Origin of the sequence: Bradyrhizobium guangxiense (assembly GCF_004114915.1) — a bacterium.
Classification (GTDB): domain Bacteria; phylum Pseudomonadota; class Alphaproteobacteria; order Rhizobiales; family Xanthobacteraceae; genus Bradyrhizobium; species Bradyrhizobium guangxiense.
This window is the reverse complement of record NZ_CP022219.1, coordinates 494,402-513,535: the sequence shown is the minus strand read 5'-3', so window position 1 is coordinate 513,535 and position 19,134 is coordinate 494,402. Positions and strand designations below refer to the sequence as shown.

General features: G+C 64.2%; 17 protein-coding genes and 1 pseudogene. 4 read left to right on the top strand and 14 right to left on the bottom strand.

What is annotated here, in order from left to right:
- Positions 1 to 51 precede the first annotated feature (51 nt).
- Positions 52 to 480 (top strand): ATP-binding protein, encoded by a 429-nt coding sequence (locus X268_RS02455; RefSeq protein WP_283818282.1) that lies wholly within the window; start codon positions 52 to 54, stop codon positions 478 to 480.
- Here the strand turns inward: X268_RS02455 and X268_RS02450 are convergent.
- Positions 427 to 2,718, bottom strand: coding sequence for an FdhF/YdeP family oxidoreductase (locus X268_RS02450; protein WP_128923458.1), 2,292 nt, complete (start codon positions 2,716 to 2,718; stop codon positions 427 to 429). The two genes, X268_RS02455 and X268_RS02450, sit on opposite strands and share 54 nt — an antisense overlap.
- A 248-nt stretch (positions 2,719 to 2,966) precedes the next feature.
- Between X268_RS02450 and X268_RS02445 the strand changes: the two genes are divergently transcribed.
- On the top strand, positions 2,967 to 4,214 hold the full coding sequence (locus X268_RS02445) for an oxalate decarboxylase family bicupin (RefSeq protein WP_128923457.1): 1,248 nt from the start codon (positions 2,967 to 2,969) through the stop codon (positions 4,212 to 4,214).
- A gap of 81 nt (positions 4,215 to 4,295) precedes the next feature.
- Here X268_RS02445 and cydB read toward each other — a convergent pair whose 3' ends face one another.
- From cydB to X268_RS02395, 10 genes and pseudogenes are all read right to left on the bottom strand, one after another.
- Positions 4,296 to 5,282 carry a cytochrome d ubiquinol oxidase subunit II gene (cydB, locus tag X268_RS02440; protein WP_128923456.1) on the bottom strand — a complete coding sequence of 329 codons (987 nt, stop codon included), beginning with the start codon at positions 5,280 to 5,282 and terminating at the stop codon, positions 4,296 to 4,298.
- A 2-nt stretch (positions 5,283 to 5,284) separates the two neighbouring features.
- Positions 5,285 to 6,694 carry a cytochrome ubiquinol oxidase subunit I gene (locus tag X268_RS02435; protein WP_128923455.1) on the bottom strand — a complete coding sequence of 470 codons (1,410 nt, stop codon included), beginning with the start codon at positions 6,692 to 6,694 and terminating at the stop codon, positions 5,285 to 5,287.
- A 104-nt stretch (positions 6,695 to 6,798) separates the two neighbouring features.
- A pseudogene (locus X268_RS02430) lies at positions 6,799 to 7,116 on the bottom strand (lyase family protein); the annotation flags it as partial.
- Between the two features lie 146 nt (positions 7,117 to 7,262).
- Positions 7,263 to 7,943, bottom strand: coding sequence for a YoaK family protein (locus X268_RS02425; RefSeq protein ID WP_128923453.1), 681 nt, complete (start codon positions 7,941 to 7,943; stop codon positions 7,263 to 7,265).
- Between the two features lie 18 nt (positions 7,944 to 7,961).
- The gene (gene fdhD, locus X268_RS02420; protein ID WP_128923452.1) at positions 7,962 to 8,798 is read right to left on the bottom strand and encodes a formate dehydrogenase accessory sulfurtransferase FdhD; all 837 of its coding nucleotides are present in this window, start codon (positions 8,796 to 8,798) and stop codon (positions 7,962 to 7,964) included.
- Positions 8,799 to 8,801: 3 nt separating this feature from the next.
- Positions 8,802 to 9,401 (bottom strand): HdeD family acid-resistance protein, encoded by a 600-nt coding sequence (locus tag X268_RS02415; protein WP_128923451.1) that lies wholly within the window; start codon positions 9,399 to 9,401, stop codon positions 8,802 to 8,804.
- Between the two features lie 358 nt (positions 9,402 to 9,759).
- Entirely contained in the window at positions 9,760 to 10,260 is a 501-nt protein-coding gene (locus X268_RS02410; protein WP_164937482.1) for a Dps family protein, read from the bottom strand.
- Positions 10,261 to 10,363: 103 nt separating this feature from the next.
- Positions 10,364 to 10,927 (bottom strand): cytochrome b, encoded by a 564-nt coding sequence (locus tag X268_RS02405; protein WP_128923449.1) that lies wholly within the window; start codon positions 10,925 to 10,927, stop codon positions 10,364 to 10,366.
- Positions 10,924 to 11,976, bottom strand: coding sequence for a catalase family peroxidase (locus X268_RS02400; protein ID WP_128929117.1), 1,053 nt, complete (start codon positions 11,974 to 11,976; stop codon positions 10,924 to 10,926). The genes X268_RS02405 and X268_RS02400 overlap by 4 nt, the downstream gene beginning before the upstream one ends.
- Positions 11,977 to 12,306: 330 nt before the next feature.
- Positions 12,307 to 12,588 (bottom strand): hypothetical protein, encoded by a 282-nt coding sequence (locus tag X268_RS02395; RefSeq protein ID WP_128923448.1) that lies wholly within the window; start codon positions 12,586 to 12,588, stop codon positions 12,307 to 12,309.
- A 312-nt stretch (positions 12,589 to 12,900) separates the two neighbouring features.
- Between X268_RS02395 and X268_RS02390 the strand changes: the two genes are divergently transcribed.
- Together X268_RS02390 and X268_RS02385 are read left to right on the top strand one after the other, a co-directional pair.
- Positions 12,901 to 13,143: a hypothetical protein gene (locus X268_RS02390; RefSeq protein WP_128923447.1), complete on the top strand. Its 243-nt coding sequence runs from the start codon at positions 12,901 to 12,903 to the stop codon at positions 13,141 to 13,143.
- A gap of 233 nt (positions 13,144 to 13,376) precedes the next feature.
- Complete coding sequence (locus X268_RS02385; protein WP_128923446.1) at positions 13,377 to 13,610, top strand: hypothetical protein; 234 nt, start codon at positions 13,377 to 13,379, stop codon at positions 13,608 to 13,610.
- Between the two features lie 329 nt (positions 13,611 to 13,939).
- Here X268_RS02385 and X268_RS39160 read toward each other — a convergent pair whose 3' ends face one another.
- The 3 genes from X268_RS39160 to X268_RS02370 are packed head-to-tail and all read right to left on the bottom strand — an operon-like array spanning position 13,940 to position 19,103.
- Complete coding sequence (locus X268_RS39160) at positions 13,940 to 14,641, bottom strand: hypothetical protein (protein ID WP_164937481.1); 702 nt, start codon at positions 14,639 to 14,641, stop codon at positions 13,940 to 13,942.
- Positions 14,638 to 15,924 (bottom strand): efflux RND transporter periplasmic adaptor subunit, encoded by a 1,287-nt coding sequence (locus X268_RS02375; protein WP_128923444.1) that lies wholly within the window; start codon positions 15,922 to 15,924, stop codon positions 14,638 to 14,640. The genes X268_RS39160 and X268_RS02375 overlap by 4 nt, the downstream gene beginning before the upstream one ends.
- Positions 15,921 to 19,103, bottom strand: coding sequence for an efflux RND transporter permease subunit (locus X268_RS02370; protein ID WP_128923443.1), 3,183 nt, complete (start codon positions 19,101 to 19,103; stop codon positions 15,921 to 15,923). The genes X268_RS02375 and X268_RS02370 overlap by 4 nt, the downstream gene beginning before the upstream one ends.
- Between the last annotated feature and the right edge of the window lie 31 nt (positions 19,104 to 19,134).

The window sequence follows — 19,134 nt, the reverse complement described above, 5'->3', positions numbered from 1 at the left end:
GCGCGGCAGCAGCTTCGTGCGTTTCGTCGGCGGCGCGCTAGACCTGCTCGTATGACGCTCGAACGCCTGGATGGCTCCGCTCCCGTTCAGCCCCAGCGATGGTGGCGTCGTGTGCTCGCAAGCCGGCTCAATCTGGCCATCAACGCGGTTCAGGCCATGACTCAGGCGGGATCTGACGATCGCAGGATCGTCATCAGCACGGTCAGGCAGGACGCGGCCATGTTGTGCTGCTCCGTGGAGGACAACGGTCCCGGGATCGCCGCCGAACATGTGGACCGGCTCTTTGAGAGCTTCTTCACGACCAAAGAGAGCGGCGTCGGCATGGGACTGCCCATCTGCCGGTCGATCGTCGAGGCACATGGCGGCCGGATCGGCGCGGAGGACAGCGCCGCACATGGCGGCGCCCGCTTCTGGTTTACTCCGCCGCTATTCCCCGGTGGCGGCCGAACGCACCAGGCGGATCGGGACGCCCTTGTATGACGGCGTGTAGCTGAGAGGATCGCGGGCATAGAGCGGCACCAGCGGATTGGTTTCCGGATAATACGCCGCGCAGCAGCCGGTCGGGAAGGAATAGGCGACGACACGGAAGTTGCGCACGATCCGCTCGGCGCCGTCGGTCGAGGCGGTGACCAGATCGACGCGATCGCCGTCGACCAATCCCCGCTTCTTGAGCTCGTATTCGTTGAGGAACACCACGTCGCGCTGGCCGAACACGCCCCGATAGCGGTCCGACATCGAGTAGAGCGTGGTGTTGTACTGGTCGTGGCTGCGTATGGTGGTGAGCCACAGGAAATCGTCATCGCTCTGCGGCGGATCCTCGCCGCACCCCGGGAAGACCAGGAAGTTGGCCTTGCCCGACGGCGTCGCCCAGATGCGTTCGCGCGCCGTCGAGGTGAGATGGAAGCCACCGGGGACGCGGATGCGGGCATTGTACCCCTGGAAGATCGGGAACACCGCCTCGATCGCATCGCGGATGCGGTCGTAATCGGCAACGAAACCGTCCCAATCGACCACCGTACGCTCGCCCAGCGTCGCCTTGGCGACGCCGGCGATGATCGCGACCTCGCTGAGAAGATGCTCCGATGCCGGCTTGTTGCGCCCGCCCGACGCATGCACCATCGACATCGAGTCCTCCACCGTGACCGACTGCGGCCCCGATGCCTGGATATCGATCTCGGTGCGGCCGAGGCACGGCAGGATCAACGCGGCGCGGCCGTGGATCAGGTGGCTGCGGTTGAGCTTGGTCGAGACATGGACGGTCAGATCGAGCTTACCGAGCGCCGCCTGGGTCGCCTGCCAATCCGGAATGGCGGCGGCGAAATTGCCGCCCATTGCGAAGAAGGCCTTCACCTCGCCGCGGATCATGGCTTCCAGAGCGGTCACCACGTTGTGTCCCGGCTCAGCCGGAGGCTTGAAGCCGAAGCGCTGCTCCAGGCGATTGAGAAAATCCGCCTTGGGGACCTCCGTGATCCCCACGGTGCGGTCGCCCTGAACGTTGGAATGACCGCGAACTGGACAGACGCCGGCGCCTTCGCGCCCGACATTGCCGCGCAACAATGCGAGGTTGGCGATCTGCTGTACGTTGTTCGCGCCGCGCCAGTGCTGGGTGACGCCCATGCCGTAGACGATGATGGCGCGCTCTGCCTTCATATAGGCGGCGGCTGCATATTCCATGTCCTCGCGCGCCAGGCCGGACTGGCGTTCGATGTCGGGCCATTGCGTGCGCTTGAGATCTTCGATCAGCGCTTCGATCCCGACGGTGTCCCCGCCGATGAAATCCCAGTCGAGGATATCCGGCTGCTCGGCAGCACGGGCAGTCTCGTCCGCCTCCACCAAAACTTTCATGATACCCTTGAGGACAGCAACGTCACCGCCGACCCTCACCTGGAGGAGCTTCGAGCTGATCGTGGTCGACGACAGCGTGATCATCTCGACCGGGCTCTGCGGTGCCTGGAAACGCTCCAGTGCCCGCTCACGGAACGGGTTGAAGGAAATGATCGATGCGCCGCGGCGCGCCGCATTGCGCAGGCTGGTCATCATTCGCGGGCTGTTGGTTCCCGGATTTTGACCGAAGATGAAGATGCAATCGGCCTTGTCGAAATCCTCCAGCAGCACGGTACCTTTGCCCACCCCGAGCGAATGTGGCAGGCCGACGCTGGTCGCCTCATGGCACATGTTCGAACAGTCGGGGAAATTGTTGGTGCCGTATTCGCGCACGAACAGCTGATAGAGGAAGGCCGCCTCGTTCGAAGTCCGCCCGGACGTGTAGAACTCCGCCATGTTCGGATCCGGCAGCGCCTTTAGCTCGCGACCGATCATCTCGAACGCATCGTTCCACTCCACCGGAAGGTAGCGGTCGGTTGCAGCATCATAGGCCATCGGATGCGTGAGCCGCCCGACCATCTCGAGGTCGTAATCATTCCAGCTCGCGAGCTCCGTGACAGTATGCCCGGCAAAGAATTCGGGCGTGCAGCGCTTCGAGGTTGCCTCCCAGGCGATCGCCTTGCCGCCGTTCTCGCAGAATTCGAACGACGAGGTGTGTTTCGGATCCGGCCACGCGCAGCCGGGACAATCGAAGCCTTCCGGCTGGTTCATCCGTCTCAGCGTCGCCGCGCCCTTCAGCGGCACGCGCTGCACCAGAAGCGCCTCGCCGAGCGCCTTGAGTGCACCCCAGCCACCGGCCGGTTCACGGTAGGGACGAACCGATTTCGTGGTCATCTCGACATCTCTCGATCCTGCAATTCTCCGGGCCAGTTAAGGATCGCGCAGGCAGAGCCGTCTTCTCAAAATGAAGCACAATTTCTCAATTGCACACGTTTGGTCCGGGCTGCCCGCCACAGCAGCCAGTGCATTCCGGCAAAAAGAGCGCAGTTCCCGGAAGCTGAAACGGCGACTGAAAACTAGGTTTGGCAGCTGGAGCCCCATCGCCACGGAGGGCTTTCGACAATTTTCAGGAGCGACCCAACATGTTTTCAAGACGTGATCTGCTGGCCATGTCTGCGGCAGGCGCCGCCATGGTCGGCTCCAGCGCCCAGGCCGCAACCTTCGGCAATCCGGACGAGCCGCCACAAGGCGCGGTGAATGCCAGGAGCCCCGGAAGCCTGACCGATCCCGGTCCGCAGAATCCGGCCCTCGCCAAGCAATTCCCCTCCGCGCAAACCCCACCGGCGACGGATGTCGGCGGATTACCGATGGATTGGGCCTCGTTCAACAATGCTCCGAAGCGCATCCAGAATGGCGGCTGGGCCCGTCAGGTCACCGTCGAGGACTTCGCCATCTCCAAGGAGATCTCTGGCGTCAACATGCGCCTGGCCGCCGGCGGCATCCGCGAGCTGCATTGGCATCAGGCCGCCGAGTGGGCGATCATGACCTATGGCTCCTGCCGCATCACCGTGCTCGACACCCAGGGGCGTCCCTATGTTGGCGACCTCAAGGCCGGCGACCTCTGGTACTTCCCGCCGGGCGCGCCGCATTCGCTGCAGGGCCTGGGGCCTGACGGCTGCGAGTTCGTGATCTGCTTCGACGACGGCCACGCCAACGAGTTCAACACGCTGCTGGTGACGGATTGGCTCGCCCATACGCCGCCCGAGGGGCTGGCCAAGAACTTCGGCGTTGCGGTCGAGGCCTTCGCGAATATCCCGCTGCACAATCTCTGGATCTTTCAGGGAGCGGTGCCAGGCGATCTCGCCGCCGATCGCACCGCAATCGCCAAGCATGCGGAGGCGCCGCCCTACCCCTTCATCCATTCGCTCGGCAGCTCGACCCCGGTCAAGGAGAGTTCCGCCGGCAGCATCCGCGTTGCCGACAGCAGCAATTTCAAGGTGGCCACCACCGTCGCTGCGGCGCTCGTGACGATGCCGCCGGGCGCGGTACGGGAGATGCACTGGCACCCGAACGCCGACGAGTGGCAGTACTACATCAAGGGCAAGGCACGGATGACGGTGTTCGACACCGGCCCCAACGCGCTGACGACGGATTTCTCGGCCGGCGACATCGGCTATGTCCGCCGCAATCTCGGCCATTATGTCGAGAATATCGGCGACAGCGAGCTGCAGTTCGTCGGCGTATTCCGCGCGCCGCGCTACGAGGAGGTCTCTCTCTCCAACTGGCTGACGCACACGCCGCCCAAGCTGGTCGCCCAGCATTTCAACATCGACGAGAAGCTAGTCGCGCAATGGCCGGACAACAGCCCCGGCGTCATGCCCAGGTCCTGAACAAGGCAATAAACCGCCCCGAACAAGAAAGGCGCCGAAACCGGCGCCTTTCTTGTTGTTCGCGGTTCGGGCCCGTCGCCGTCAGTAGTGATCCGCCGCCGTGGCCGTCTTGCCGCGGAAGACGCGATAACCCACCGCGACATAGAGCAGCATCAACGGGAACACAAACAGGCCCTCGCCCCAGAACATGAAGGCGAGACTTGCATGCGGCGCCGCCGCCTCGTCTATCGTGACGACGAACGGGATCATGTAGGGCCAGAATGACAGGGCAAGCGTGCCGAAGGCCGACGCAAAGATCAGCGCCACCATGTGGAACGGCCAATAGTCGTCATGGCGCAAGATGCTGGTGGCGAGCACTGCGGCGGCACCCGCGCCGATCAAGGGAAACACGAACAGATAGGGCCGCTGGATCCAGCGGCGCAGGATTGGCAGATGCTCGACAAGCGCATGCGTGAAGACGACCACGAGGAAGGCCAGCACGGCGACCGCTAGGAATGGGATCTGACGCCGCGTGGCGTCGCGGATCGGGCCCTCGCACTTCCTCACCAGCCAGCACGCCCCAAGCAGCGCATAGCCGAAGCACAGGCCGATCCCGCACAAGACCGAAAAGCCGGTTAGCCAGCCGAAGGTTCCGCCGACATATTCGCCGTTGGAGAATTGCAGCCCCTTGACCAGCGCCCCGACCATCGCGCCCTGCATGAAGCTTGCGGCAAACGATCCCACGGTGAAGCTGATGTCCCAGATCTGGCGCGAGCGCGAGGCCTTGCCGCGAAATTCGAACGCGACACCACGAAGAATCAATCCCAGCAGCATGACCACGACCGGGATGTAGAAGGCGGACATCAACATGGCATAGACCACGGGGAACGCACCCCACATGATCACGCCGGCGACGACCAGCCAGGTCTCGTTGCCGTCCCAGACCGGAGCGATCGTGCGCAGCATCTCCGCACGCCCCGCCTCGCCATCGGCGAGGCCGAACAGCATGCCGACGCCAAGATCGAAGCCGTCCAGCAGAAGATAGATCAGAATGCTGATGGCCAGCAGCGCAACCCAGAACATCACCATGTCTATTCTCCCGCTTCGAAATAGCTGTGCGACGCCGGCGCCTGGTCGGCGAGCGACATCGGCCGATTGGGGACCGGAACGTGCAGAGGCTTGCCGCCCAGGCCGGCCGGGCCGGCGCGCAGCAGCCGGTAGATGTAGTAGGTCCCGAACGAGAAGATGAAGGCATAGACCGCAACGAACAGGATCAGCGAAGCGGTCGCGGCGGCCGCCGTCAGAGATGGCGTCACGGCATCGGCGGTCCGCAATACGCCGTAGACCGTCCATGGCTGGCGGCCAACCTCCGCCGTGTACCAGCCGGTGAGGATCGCGATCCACGGCAGCGGAAAGCTGAGGAAGATGCCCCACAGCAGCAGACGGCTGCGCTCAAGCCGATGCTTGAGCGGGAGCCAAGTCCCGAGCCAGGCCAGCCCCAGCATCACGAAGCCGCAGCCGACCATGATGCGGAAGGCGAAGAACGGGATTGCCACCGGCGGCCGGTCCTGCGGCGCGAAGCTGGTCAGGCCGACCTCCTTCGAGGTCAGGCTCATGCTTGCGATGATGCTGCCGAGCACCGGAATCGAGATGGCATATTTGTTCGATTCGGTGGTCGAATCCGGGATCGCGATCAACACCTCGGAAGCCGGTTGCTCGTCGTGCCAGCGCGCCTCGATCGCCGCGAATTTGGCCGGTTGATAGTCGTGGACGTAGTCGCCGACGAGATGTCCGATGAAGAGCTGCGCCGGAAGCAGCACCGCTGCGAGCGCAAGGCCCATGCGCAGCATCACATGCGCCTCGGCCCGATAGGTCCGCCGCAGCAGATACCACGCGCCGGTCGCAGCTACGCAGAACGCGCCGGTGAGATAAGAGGCGAGCAGCATGTGCGGAAAGCGGACCCAGACCACGCGGTTGAAGATGATCTGCGCCCAATCGTCAGGCACGAACTGGCCGTTCTGCAGGACATAGCCGGTCGGCACCTGCATCCAGCTGTTGTTGACCATGATCCAGAACGCCGACAGCGTGGTGCCGAGCGCGACCATCGCGGTCGAGAACAGGTAGAACCAGGGCGGCACCCGCGGCCGACCGAAGATGAGGATACCGAAGAAGCCGGCCTCCAGCATGAAGGCGGTAAACGTCTCGTAGGACAACAGCGGCCCCTGGATCGGGCCCGACATCTTCGAGAGCACGCTCCAGTTCGTTCCGAACTGGAACGCCATCACCACGCCCGATACCACGCCCATGCCGAAGGCGACGCCGAAGATCTTGAGCCAGAACTCGAACAGGGTCCGGTAGACGCGCCTGCCGCTGTACTGGTGCATCGCTTCGAGCACGGTGAGCCAGGCGGCAAGCCCGATCGTGAACGCCGGGAAGATGATGTGGAACGAGATGGTGAAGGCGAACTGCAGCCGCGAGAGGAGAAGCGCCGTCGGATCCATGGCAAGCCCCCCTCTTCTCACGCCCGCTTCGCAACCGCCGGCGCGCGTGCGGCCGGTTGCGGGATGTTATCGACCTTGAGCACCTCCGCCGTCGCAGCGCGGATCACGTTCATGTTGAACTGCGTTCCGCCGCCCGTCGTCCAGACGTGAAGCGGAAACATATCGTGATGCTGGCCCGCGAGAATCTCGTCGCAGACGTGGATGATCAGCTTGTGGATCTTGCCGTCGAGACGACCGCCCGCGTGGTTGGCGGTCGCGGCCGCCTTCTTCAGGATTGCATAGGACTTGATCATCTCGCGCGGCATGAGATCCCTGCCGATGCTGAAATGTTCGAGCGATCGTTGCGTCTGCGCGCCCCAGAGCTTGTCCGCGGGAACGGACACTTCACCCAGGCTGTCTGTCTCTTTGCGGAGTTCGTTCATCCTTGCCTCCCGTGGCAGTCGACGTCGGAAGCGCCATCCCGGCACCTACTGAAGACGATACGGCGCGCACAGCGCTGCCCGCTTCCGCGAACGAACGCGCCTTTGCCGAATGGCATGGTGCGACGGCGCGCCGCGAGAGAAACCGCTCAGCCGGGGTCTCGGCTGATCCGGTTCCGCCGGCACAGCAACAGTGCGCACGCCGACAAAGCGATCGGCACCGCAAGACTGGCCGCGCCGAGCCGCGTCGTGACAAAGCCACCGATGGCGGCGCCGCATAGGAACATCAGGCAGAGCACGAGCATGGCGCCGCCTCCGTGCGAGGCGTCGCGATCGGATGGCGACACGAATTCATCGATGGCGCGCAGCATGTTGCCGGTGACGGTGACCGAGAGATAGCTCCAGCGTCCGACGCGCCTGAAGCTGGCCGACTGCAGCGCGACGCCGAAGGAGACTCCGAGGATGGCAACCGGATCAGGTATCCGGTGCAGTAACAGCATCACGGCGGCGAGGCAGATGATCTCCACAACGAGACAGCGTAGCGGCGCCTGGATGCGGATCGCCACCCATGCGCCGAGAAGAAAGACGACGATCGGAAGCAGATGATGCGCCGCCCGCTGCCATTGCCCCGAAAGGGCATCGATGCCGAGGAAAACGACGTTGCCGGTCTGCGAGCTCGCGAATACGCCGCCGAGCGAGAGCCAGGTGAAGGCATCGAGAAAGCCGCCGGACATCGTCAGCAGGACCGCAACCGGAAGCGAGTATTCCGTAGCAAAGACGGCCGCCCGCAGCCCAGCTGCGGGCTCCGGAGATGCGGCCTGTATCGACATGCCGGGCGGCCCGCGGGGTCAACACCCCGTGCGCGGCGCAGCCTCGTCGGGCAGCAGAACGCGTCGCGGGTGCGTGAAGACGCCGTAGCCGTCATCGCGGGCAATCGCCACGAGCGTGATGCCCGCATCCTTCGCGGTCTGGATGGCAAGCGCGGTCGGTGCAGACACGGCCACGACGACCGGCACGCCCATCATCGCCGCCTTCTGCACCATCTCGACCGAGACACGGCTCGTCAGCAGCACGGCCCCGTCGCGAGCCGGGCTGCCGTCGCGCATGATCGCGCCCGCGAGCTTGTCCAGCGCATTGTGGCGGCCGACGTCCTCCCTGACGAGGCCGATGCCAGTGCGAGGGCTCCAGAACGCCGCCGCGTGCACGGATCGCGTGTGCTGGTTCAATGTCTGCAGAGGAGAGAGCGCCTGCATCGCGTTCAACAGGTCTCGCGCATGAAAAGCGATGCCACGGCCTTCCACCCGCGTGGGCGTCCGGCGCGCCTGTTCGAGGCTTTCGATGCCGCAGAGTCCGCAGCCGACCGGACCGCTAATGGCGCGGCGACGGGCGGCCAGGGACGCCGCGCGGTCCCCATCGAGCCACATCCGCACCTCGACGCCAAGCTCGTTCGGAATCAAATCGATGCTCCCGATCTCGCTTCGCCGTTCGACGATGGCTTCCGTGAGGCTGAATCCGATGCCGAAATCCTCCAGATCGGCCGGCGTACCCATCATCACGGCATGGGTCGAGCCATTATAAGTGAGCGCGATGGCCGTCTCCTCGGCCACCAGCCGCGAAGTCGACCGGGTCTGACCGCCGCGCCAGGCAATCTCCCAATGCCGCGTGAATGTCGAACCTGTCATCATGGCTCACACCGTCGCCGGCTGGACCGAGTGGCGGGGCGCCCGGCTTCTGAGCGCGAGCCCGAATGCAATGAAGCCCCAGCCTTGGAAGATCAGGTCGACCACCAGCATCGCACCGAGCAGCCACAGGCCAATCGCCGGCCAGGCTGCCACCAACATGACGGCGACGCAGAGCGTCAGAACGCCGGCCGCAACGATCCAGCGCCAACCTGCAGCCGGCCGCATATGAAAGCCTGCCCGGATCCGCACCACTCCGGCGACGAGCAGGAACGCGCACGCGGCGAGAGACAGCGTGAACGAGGCCAGAACCGGATCGCAGAGCACGATGATCCCGGCCGCGCCGTAGACAACGCCCGCGAGCAGCCAGAATAGGAATCCCCGCATGCCGCGCACCGAAAAGGCATGCACGACCTGGAAGATGCCGGCGACGGTCATGGTCGCGCCAATGACCAGCACGGAGGCGAGACTGGCCGCCATCAGGTTCGCGGATGCGATGCCACCGAGAATCAATTCGCCTGCGCCAAGCGCAACGAACCGGCCCCATTTTCCGCTGATCGCTTGGATAGCTCTTCCGAGCGACGCCTTCGAGTTCGACATATCCGTCATGGCTTGACCCTTGCACGTGTGACCGGTCTTCCGGTCACGGATAGGAGCAAGCGTACAGGTGGGCCCACGCCCCATCTTTCACGGAAGCGACGATATTTTTGATCTGCACGATGCGGAGCATTGGACGCGGCAACCTTGCGGAGACGAACAGAACGCCTTGCGATCTTGGCATGCCCTGCGACAGCGCGTGCTAGATCTGCCTCCGACAGCAGGCCAATCACGGACACAAGTTCGTCGTCGATCCGCCGCACGAATTCGCGCAACAGCATGCGCTTGGGGCTCGCGCTATTGTCCCGCAGGAGCTCCGGGAGACCGCTCATCTTTGACCCGCCTCCCGGCTCGATGGCCTGCGCTGCGCTTACGAATTCGGGCGGCCTCGCCCGGTCTCGTAGAGGAACCAGATCCGCCGCTCGGTCTCGTCGATCCAGTTTTCCAGCAGACTGGCGGTGGCGACATCGCCATGTTCGTCGCAGAGCTCGTGGACCCGGCGCATTTCTCGCGTCAGTTGCTGGTTGTCACTGCGCAGCTCGGCCAGCATGTCTTGGGGGTCGACATAATCGGCGTCATTGTCGAGAATGCGCTGCTCGCGCGCGATTTGGCCGATCGAGCGCAGCGTGGTGCCGCCGATCTTGCGCGCCCGCTCGGCGATATCGTCGGTCATGGCAAAGATCTGCTCGCCCTGCTCATCGAGCAGAAGATGGTAGTCACGGAAATGACTGCCCGATACGTGCCAATGGAAGTTCTTCGTCTTCATGTACAGCGCGAAAACGTCAGCCAGCAATGCTCTGAGCGCGGCAGGAATATCGCGGTTTGCATTGGCCCCGAGATCCGTCGGGCTTTGGAGGTCTGCTTTGGTCATGGTCGGCATCCTTGCTGGGGTGGGAAAACTTTAATCAGGCGGCGGGCGACCGGTCTTTCTGACCCGAAAGGATCATTCCCGGACTGCACGCCCGCCTGCGCACTCATTCGGCGGGCTTCATCCGCTCCCGCTGCGGCAGCGGCGAGATCGTCGCGAAAACGCCATCACGGCGGATCAAGGCGTGGAACAGCGCTGCCGCCAGATGCAGCAGCACCAGGGCGAAGAATGCGAGGCCCAGATAGACATGGGCGTTCCAAAGCAACGTATGCGCGCGGTCGCTCTGCGGCAGGAATTCCGGAATTTCGATCCCGCCGAACAGGACCACCGGATAGGCCGCGGCCCAGAGCATGCCGAGCCCAAGCAACGGCATGAGGATCATGAAGCCGTAGAGCAGCAGGTGCGACAATCGCGCGCCGAGCTTGATCGCCGGCGGTAGATCGGCCGGCAACGGCGGTGCGCCGAGACGAAGCCGCAGCGCCAGCCTGACAAGGACAAGGATGAGAAGCACAACGCCGAGCGTCTTGTGGATCAGGATGAGCGGCAGGTATTTCGGCGCCACGGTGGACACCATGCCGACACCGATGAAGAGCATGGCGATAATGCAGAACGCCATCAGCCAGTGCAGCAGCCGCTGGGTCGGGGCGAACCGATGTGGGGGACGGGTCATGGCTTGGCAACTCCGCTTCTCGGATAGTCCCCGGCTTCGGCCGCGCGCAGATCGTAGGATTTGCGATAGACCGACGAGCGCGCAGCCGGGAAAGGATCGTCAGAGATACGGATTCCCCGCGGCAGCACGGTCGGATCGAAATTGATGTCGCGGCAGGGTCCATCGCGCTCCGCTTCAATTCGCTGCACGACGAGCGTTCCGACCTGTACCTTGCGCCGGTTCTCCGGCCAGGCCCTGCTTGGATCCGCGGTCGGATCGCCGGGATCGGCCACGGTAGTGACCATGGTCCATCGTTGCGGGGCAGACTGCACCCGATCCGTGATTTCCTGCTCGAGAAAATCCGGGCCGCGTTTTTTCAGCTCCGCCTGGGCGATAGGAGTAGGCTCTGCCGTGGGCAGCAGCGACCACCGCACGGCGTGCTCATCGCCCCTCGCATTCGTGAAGACGAAGCTGTTGAGACTGTTGTAGGGCTCCTCCGCATAGCTTCCGGTCCAGGGCGCCGCGTTGGCCCAGGCCGCGAAAGCTGCGAACTCCGGATTGGCGCGGGTGAACGCCGTCATCGCCTCCGGATCCTTCTTGCCGGCCGCAACCAGCAGGTCGTGAAACGCCTCGGGCGTGGAGACCGCAAAGAACGGCGGATTGATCATCGCCATTCGCCACTCCTCGCCGTCCGCCGCCGATATCTGAAGGCCGACGCCGCGAACGCGCACTGTCGCATCCACCGCATTCGGATCGGCGGTGCCGAGATTGAAACGACCGAGGACCGGATAGCGGCCCTGCACGAACATCTGGGCCCGCGACAGTTCCACACCATTCCCGTTCGCTTCGAACGTGCCGGTGAAGCAGATTCCCTTGGCATGGTTCCGCCGATGTCCGAGTGGCGGACCGCTTGGAGGCGTCAACGCCGCGATCATCAGATCCGGCGTGAGACGCGAAGGCGAGAGCCACCCCGCGGTGTACGCGAAGGCCGCGGCGCTACAGCCAATGACGGCGGCAATCAGGATGAGCGATCCAAGGCTCGAACGCCCCGGTATACCTGCCAGTTTCATCAAGTCTCCTTGCAATGCGGAGGCGCCTGGCGATCGAACGCCCAGCGCTCCGCTCGAATGATATCGGTCTTTTTTAGGGGGTCGACGCTGGCGCGATCTTCCCAAACGCACCGTAAATTTCACGAAGGCACGCCCGGCCGCATCGTCGCCGGCGGCTTCCGGCATTTTGAAGATACTTCGCGGTCGAACTTTTCGCCGCGGCTGCGTGCAATCCGGATACAGGCGCGCGGAATGGGAAGATCGCCCCAATCCATCAGAGCATGCTGACAGCCGCGCCCGGAAAGCCCATTCCCGCGTCAGCCGCGCTCACCGCGCTTCAATCCGAACGTCTCAGCAGCCGCGACAGATCGATCCTTCGAGCATCTTCTCGAGCCGCGCGTCCTCCTTGTCGATGGTCTGGTTCGTCCCCAGCAAGGGCCCGCGCATTGCGTGATCGCCGCTCTCGGCTGACGGAAGCGCGGTGCCGAGCGAGTTCGTCCCGGGCCTGCCGGCACTGGTACCGAGCGCACCGCCGTGCGCCATCGACATCGGCGAGCCGACGCCACCGCGGGCAATCGCGGCGCCCGAGAGCGCAAGACAGATGACGACGAAGAGAAACGAGATCGGCTTCATGGCTTGCACTCCAAATGCTGCATGACCTGCATACAAAACTGGGCGCCGCGTGCGATTTGACCATGCACGATCGCGCGATCGAGTCTGACGTCGGTGACAGGATTCCATGCGACAACGCACAGGGTATTCGTCGAACGCCTGAGCACCATGTCCCGCACTCGGCCATCCTCCCTCAAGCGTGATGCGTGCTCACGGGTTTTGCGGACCGAGCGATCTATATGTCAGGCATAGAACAGAACTCCGGAAACGCCACCAGCCGAGCAGCGATCTCGCTCAAGCGACGCTCCGCACGAGACACAATGGAGAATCGCCATGAGTGCATTAAAGATCCTGATCGCTGCGGCACTGATCTCAACAGCAACACTATCGTCTGCATCGGCCGCTTGGTCATTCGCCGACCAGGAGCCGGCGACCTATGCCTCGATGTATCCCGACCGCGATGTGCTGAATGGCGGCGCGTTGACGCCTGCGGGACGCATGGGACTCGAGCGCCCCGGCGGCGCCGCTCCCGTGTTCGGCGCAAACCATGTTCACGAGCATCACTGGCGCCGATGACAGGACGTAGCGACCAGACCCGATGCGCTTGCCAGTTGGAGGCAACCATCGTCCGCGTCTCGAACGGCGTACGGCCGCGTCATGCGCGCGCAATTGCGATGGCATCGCGGGCATGACTCCGTGCAAAGGCGAAAATCATCGTTCGATCGATACTGCAGATCCGGCGCACGCATACACATGTCTGGCGAGCGAGCCGAGGCGTTCCCGGCATCGCTTTGTCAAGGAGACGTACGATGACGACACTGAAACTGCTTTCGGCCGCACTGATCGCAGCGGCGATGGTTGCTTCCCCGGCGATGGCGCGCGAAGGCAACACGAATGCGCGCCGGGCGAATGTCGATGCCTACGCATCGGCGCAGCGTGTTCCGGTCACCTCCAAGCGCGGCTGCACGCGGGCTCCGGATGTCGGCGCCTATGCAACGGCCCCGTGGCGCCGCCCGCCCTGCGAGCCCACGTCCGGCTACTAAGTCCTCGAGCCCGACGAAGCTCCTTCGGCGCGACGCAATCGCGCGGCAGCCGAAGCAGACCGCCGCACGGTCTCGGGGCTCTTCCATCTCGCGCTGGAAGGAGGAATGGCAGCCCCTCGTGACGCTGTCATTCCTCCGATTCCAATCGGCAGATGCCGGATCGTTCGCTCTGTCTCCACCGCCGCGCGGTCGATCGGAATCTCACGCTGACCGAGATCGCCTATGCCTGCGGCCATGCGAGCTCCGCACACTTCTCGACGAGCTTCGGACGCGCGACGGGTACGATCGTTGCGTAGCCCGTGAGGCGAGCGTCGATGCGCAGCGCCCCCTCAGCAGCCCGGCGGCAAAACCGGCGAGACGCCGGGCGTCGGCGCGGCCCCTGTTGCGTTGGCCGGCATTACTGTCGCAAGCGTCGCCAGATTCATCGTCACGCCTTCCGCGCAGGCCGACGTGTTGGGGCTCGGCGCGATCGCAGCATTTGGGTCTATGCCCGTGCCGCCAGCGTCAGTGATGACCTGCGGGATCGTGCCGGGCGAGGGTCCGGCCGGCACGTCCGCGATCGAGAGCGGCAAGGATGCAGCGCTCGCCACCACGCCGCCCGGCGCTGAACTGCACGCGGTGATCGGCGCCGTCCCTGCCGGCGCAGCCGCGGGAACGGTCCCGATCGAGCTGGTGTTCTGCCCCATCGCCGGCGCGATCGGGGCCGCGCTGCCTGACGCCGGCAATCCCATGTTCGATACGATCGGGGTCGCCGGCACCTGCGTCGGAGACGCCGATGGTGGCGCACAGACGACGACCGTCCCTGGCGTCGTCGGATCCAGCGCGAGCGGGACGGGTGCCAGCGTGGTATCGGGCGCGCCAGGCAAAGTCGCCGTGGAAAACGGCCCGGGGCTATTGAGCGGTGACGTGACGATTGCGCCCGGCACGGTCGGAAGGCCCATCGCTGTGCTGCCGGTCGTCGCCACCTGGGCTTTGCCAGCAGAGCAGCCGAGCAAGAGGGCAGCGAGCGCCGCGCACACGATCCGGATCATGTCTGCGTCTCCTGGCTCCCATCCTGCTTGCGAATCGCGATCTTGCTGCCCTCGGCCAGGCTGACCGACGGATTGAGCACGACCTGCTCGCCGGGCCGCACGCCCTCACGCACTTCTATCGACGTGCCGAAATCCCGCGCGATCGAGACCTTCTGCAAATGAACGACGCCGTTGCGCACGACTACGACATGGAGACCGTTCTGATCGAAGACCAGCGCGTCGGCCGGAATCGACACTGACGGAGTCTTGCGCGGGATCGACAGCTCGACGGTGCAGTAGATGCCGGGATTCAGGGCGCCGTCCGGATTGGGGACGTCGATCTCGGTCAGCAGCGTTCTGCTTCCCGGCTGTAACGCGGTCGCGATGCGCGTGACCTTTCCCGGAAAGATCCGGTCCGGGATCTCGGGAACGCGAATCTCGGCATCAACGCCCGGCGCGATGCCAAAGGCCTCGTCCTGCGGCACGAAGACCTGGGTTCGGATCACGTTCGAATGCATCAGCGTGAACATGAAGGTCGATCCGGCCTGAACAAGGCTGCCATTGTCCACATTGCGTTGCGTGATCACACCGTCGAATGGCGCGACCACGCGCTGATAGGCTTTCTCCTGCTGAAGCACGCGAATCTGTGCCTCTTGCGCGGTGATGTTCGACTGCGCCACGTTCACGGCCGCCTGCTGGGCGCGCAGGGTGAGACGGTCGTTGTCGCCCTGCTGGGCCGTCAACCAGCCCTGCTTGACCAGATTGCTGTCCCGCGCATTTGTGACGTCGGCAAGCTCCCGGCTCGCTTGCGCCTGCTGCAAGGCGGCCTGGTTTTGCGCCAGCGTCGCCTGCGCCTGCGCGATCTGCTGGTCGAGCTCCGGCGCAGTGATCTCCGCAAGGAGACCGCCCTTCTTCACGCGATCGCCGATATCGACGTAGCGCTTCTCGATGTAGCCGCTGGCCCGCGCGAAGATGTTCGCCGCCTCGAACGCCGTCGTGGTCGCCGGCAGCGCGACCTTCATGATGTCGCCGCTGGCATGGACAGTCGCCACCCGAACTTGCGGAATGGCAGTCCTGATTTGCTGTGTCGACACAGCCAGATCGCGTGCGGCCTGATAGTATCGCCATCCGCCCACGCCAAGACCGCCGGCAAGGAGCAGGAGCATGGCGCCGCCGAGCCAGGCGCCGCCGCGCCGGCGTCGCGGACGCACATCCTTGCCGGGCAGCTCCACGATGCGGCAGCTTTCCGGATCAGGCCGGTCGCTCACCCCGTCGCTATCGGTCCGCATGCGAACATCGCTCATTCCGGTTGCTCCTCGAATACGCCGTGGCGGGCCTTGCCGTCATTGCCCTTGCGTAGCCAGGCGAAGAGATAAGGCACGATCAGCAATGTCGTCGGCGTCGCGAACAACACCCCGCCGATGACGGCGCGGGCAAGCGCCGCGTTCTGCTCCTCGCCCGGGCCTCCGATCGCCATCGGGATCATGCCAACGATCATGGCGGCGGCCGTCATCAGCACGGGGCGGATTCGCGTGCGGCCTGCATTCAGTGCAGCTTCGAAAGCGGACTGCCCCTTCAGCTGCGCCTCACGCGCGAAGGTCACGAGCAGGATGGAATTGGCCGACGCAACGCCAACCGCCATGATCGCGCCCATCAGCGAAGGCACGTTCAGCGTCGTCCCGGTGATGAACAGCATCGTCACGATGCCGCAGAAGGTCGCCGGCAACGCCATGATGACGACCAAGGGATCGCCGAAGTTCTGGTAGTTCACGACCATCAGCATGTAGACCAGGATGGCGGCAAACAGCAGCCCGATCCCGAGATCGCGGAACGATTGATGCATGCTCTGGATCTGTCCCAGGACCTGAATCGAATTTCCCGGCTGGAGCTGCTTTTGAAGCGCCGAGGTCACTTTGTCGATATCCGCCGCGACGCTGCCGAGATCGCGCCCCTGCACGCTCGCATAAACGTCAAACACCGGTTGGACATTGGCCTGATTCAAATTGGTCGGCACCGTCCCGCGCTTGAAGGTCGCGACATTACCGAGCAGGCCCGGCACCGTCTGCCCGCTTGCAGCCAGAGAGGCCGACACCGGCGTGTTCGCCAGCGCGTTGAGTGAATTGGCGCGGTACTCCGGCGTCTGCACAGCGAGATAATAGGGAATGCCCGATGTCGGGTCGGTCCAGAAATTTGGCGAGACCTGGGCCGACGAACTGAGGCTGACATTGATGTTGGTCGCGACCGTGCTGGCGTTGAGGCCCAGTTGAGCGGCCCGGGTCCGGTCGATGTCGGCATAGAAGGCCGGCGCATCGACTTCCTGCTGGAGATGCGCATCGACGATCCCGGGAATTGCCGCCAGGCTCTTCTCGAGCTCCTTGGCCACCGACAGATTATTGGCGCCGTAGCCGACGGTACGGACATCGATTTGCGCCGGCAGGCCGAAATTCAGGATCTGGGTGACGATATCTGCCGCCTGGAAATAGAAGGTGTCCTCCCGGAATGCTGCCGGCAAGACCTCGCGCAGCTTCCTGACGTAATCCGCGGTCGGCCTGTGGCCGTCCTTGAGCGATATGAGGATCGTGCCGTCGTTCACCCCTATCGTCGAGCCGTCCGTGAAAGCCAGATTGTAGGGGCGCGCCGGCAGTCCGATATTGTCGACGATCAGCCCGCGATCCCGGTCCGGAATGATTTGACGGATCTTGTCCTCGATCGCCTGGAAGATCGCCTCGGTGCGCTCGATGCGGGTGCCGGCGGGCGCACGAACATGGAGCTGGATCTCGCCGCCGTCGATCAGGGGATAGAAATCCCTGCCCACGTAGACGAACATGAAGGCCCCGAGAGCCAGCACGAGCGCGGCAGCGACCGGCACGATGCTGCGACGCCGGAGCAGCATCATCAAGAGCTCGGAATAACCCTCGCGCAGGCGCTCGAAGGCGCGCTCGAACATGGCCGAGGCGCGCGAAAACAGGCCAGGTGGCCTCTCGTCCTCGCCATGGCGCCGCTCGCCCTTCAGCAACAAGCCGATCGTGATCGGCGTGAGAGTCCGCGACAGCACGTATGACGCCAGCATCGCGAACACCACCGCAAGCCCGAGCGGCGTGAAGAGGTATTTGGCCGGTCCTTCGAGGAATACGACGGAGGTAAAGACGCAACTGATCGCGAGCGTGGAAACCAGTGTCGGCACGGCGATTTCGGCCGCGCCGTGCAGCGTCGCCTCCGACAGCGGCATCCCCTCCTCGGTCCAGAGGCGATGCGTGTTCTCGATCGTAACCGTGGAATCATCGACCAGGATGCCCACAGCGAGCCCCAGCCCGCCCAGCGTCATCGTGTTGAGGGTCTCGCCCAGGAAATGCAGGACGACGAGCGAGGACAGCATCGCGAGCGGGATGGAGATCAGGATCACCAGCGTCGACCGCCACGACCCCAGAAATACCAGGATCATCAGCGCCGTGAGCCCCGCCGCGATCGCGCCTTCGCGCAGCACCCCGTCGACCGAATGGGTGACGAAGACCGACTGATCGAACAGTTCGCTGATCTTCAACCCGGCAGGAGCCGAAGCCCGGATCGAGGCCAGGGCCTGCTTGACCCCATTGACGACGGCAAGCGTCGACGCGTTGCCGTTCTTGATCACGCTGAGCAGGACCGACCGGTGACCGTTCTCGCGCACGATGTTCTGCTGGACCTGCGATCCGTCGCGGACCTGGGCAACATCCTTCAGCAGGATGGTCGCGCCGTTCGCGAACTTGACCGGGATCATATTGAGATCCTTGATCGAGGCGGGCGTCGCATTGGTCCGGATGGGGTACTGGGTATCGCCGATCTTCGCCGTGCCGGTCGGCAGCGTCAGGTTCTGGGTGTTCACCGCATTGACGATGTCGAGCGGCGTCAATCCGCGCGACAGCAGCTTGCTCGGATCGATATCGACCATGATCTGCCGGTATTTTCCGCCCGCAGGCGTCGGCAGCGTCACCCCCGGGACCGGAGCCAGCTGCTGCCGGATCCTGTAGATGCCGAAGTCGTACAATTGCTGCTCGTTCAATTTGTCGGACTCGAGGCTGAGCTGCAGTACCGGAACGCTCGAAGCATTGAACTGCACGATGACGGGCGGCTGAATGCCCGGCGGCATCAGCGCCCGGATGGCGTTCGTTGCGGAAACGATCTGCGAGATCGCGAGATCGAGATTGACGTCCGGCTGAAAGTAGATCTTCTGAACCGACAAGCCGTTGAGCGTCTGCGCCTCGATGTTCTTGATGCCGCTGACATTCGCGCTGATCGAGTACTGGCTGTACGTGCTGACGCGCTGCTCCATCTCCGGCGTCGAGAGGCCCGTATAGCTCCAGATGACCGTGACGACGGGAATGCGGATCTCGGGAAAAATGTCCGTCGGCATCGACCAGACCGCGATGCCGCCGAGAAACAGGATCAGCGCCGCAAGCACATAGAACGTGTGCGGAAACCGGAGCGCAAAGCGGACAATTCCCATGATGACGCCTGCCTCGAGCGAGTTGCGCGAA

Coding starts and splice junctions, on each gene's coding strand:
- X268_RS02455 (WP_283818282.1), top strand. CDS start 52: ATGACGCTCGAACGCCTGGATGGCTCCGCTCCCGTTCAGCCCCAGCGA.
- X268_RS02450 (WP_128923458.1), bottom strand. CDS start 2,718: ATGACCACGAAATCGGTTCGTCCCTACCGTGAACCGGCCGGTGGCTGG.
- X268_RS02445 (WP_128923457.1), top strand. CDS start 2,967: ATGTTTTCAAGACGTGATCTGCTGGCCATGTCTGCGGCAGGCGCCGCC.
- cydB (WP_128923456.1), bottom strand. CDS start 5,282: ATGGTGATGTTCTGGGTTGCGCTGCTGGCCATCAGCATTCTGATCTAT.
- X268_RS02435 (WP_128923455.1), bottom strand. CDS start 6,694: ATGGATCCGACGGCGCTTCTCCTCTCGCGGCTGCAGTTCGCCTTCACC.
- X268_RS02425 (WP_128923453.1), bottom strand. CDS start 7,943: ATGTCGATACAGGCCGCATCTCCGGAGCCCGCAGCTGGGCTGCGGGCG.
- fdhD (WP_128923452.1), bottom strand. CDS start 8,798: ATGATGACAGGTTCGACATTCACGCGGCATTGGGAGATTGCCTGGCGC.
- X268_RS02415 (WP_128923451.1), bottom strand. CDS start 9,401: ATGACGGATATGTCGAACTCGAAGGCGTCGCTCGGAAGAGCTATCCAA.
- X268_RS02410 (WP_164937482.1), bottom strand. CDS start 10,260: ATGACCAAAGCAGACCTCCAAAGCCCGACGGATCTCGGGGCCAATGCA.
- X268_RS02405 (WP_128923449.1), bottom strand. CDS start 10,927: ATGACCCGTCCCCCACATCGGTTCGCCCCGACCCAGCGGCTGCTGCAC.
- X268_RS02400 (WP_128929117.1), bottom strand. CDS start 11,976: ATGAAACTGGCAGGTATACCGGGGCGTTCGAGCCTTGGATCGCTCATC.
- X268_RS02395 (WP_128923448.1), bottom strand. CDS start 12,588: ATGAAGCCGATCTCGTTTCTCTTCGTCGTCATCTGTCTTGCGCTCTCG.
- X268_RS02390 (WP_128923447.1), top strand. CDS start 12,901: ATGAGTGCATTAAAGATCCTGATCGCTGCGGCACTGATCTCAACAGCA.
- X268_RS02385 (WP_128923446.1), top strand. CDS start 13,377: ATGACGACACTGAAACTGCTTTCGGCCGCACTGATCGCAGCGGCGATG.
- X268_RS39160 (WP_164937481.1), bottom strand. CDS start 14,641: ATGATCCGGATCGTGTGCGCGGCGCTCGCTGCCCTCTTGCTCGGCTGC.
- X268_RS02375 (WP_128923444.1), bottom strand. CDS start 15,924: ATGAGCGATGTTCGCATGCGGACCGATAGCGACGGGGTGAGCGACCGG.
- X268_RS02370 (WP_128923443.1), bottom strand. CDS start 19,103: ATGGGAATTGTCCGCTTTGCGCTCCGGTTTCCGCACACGTTCTATGTG.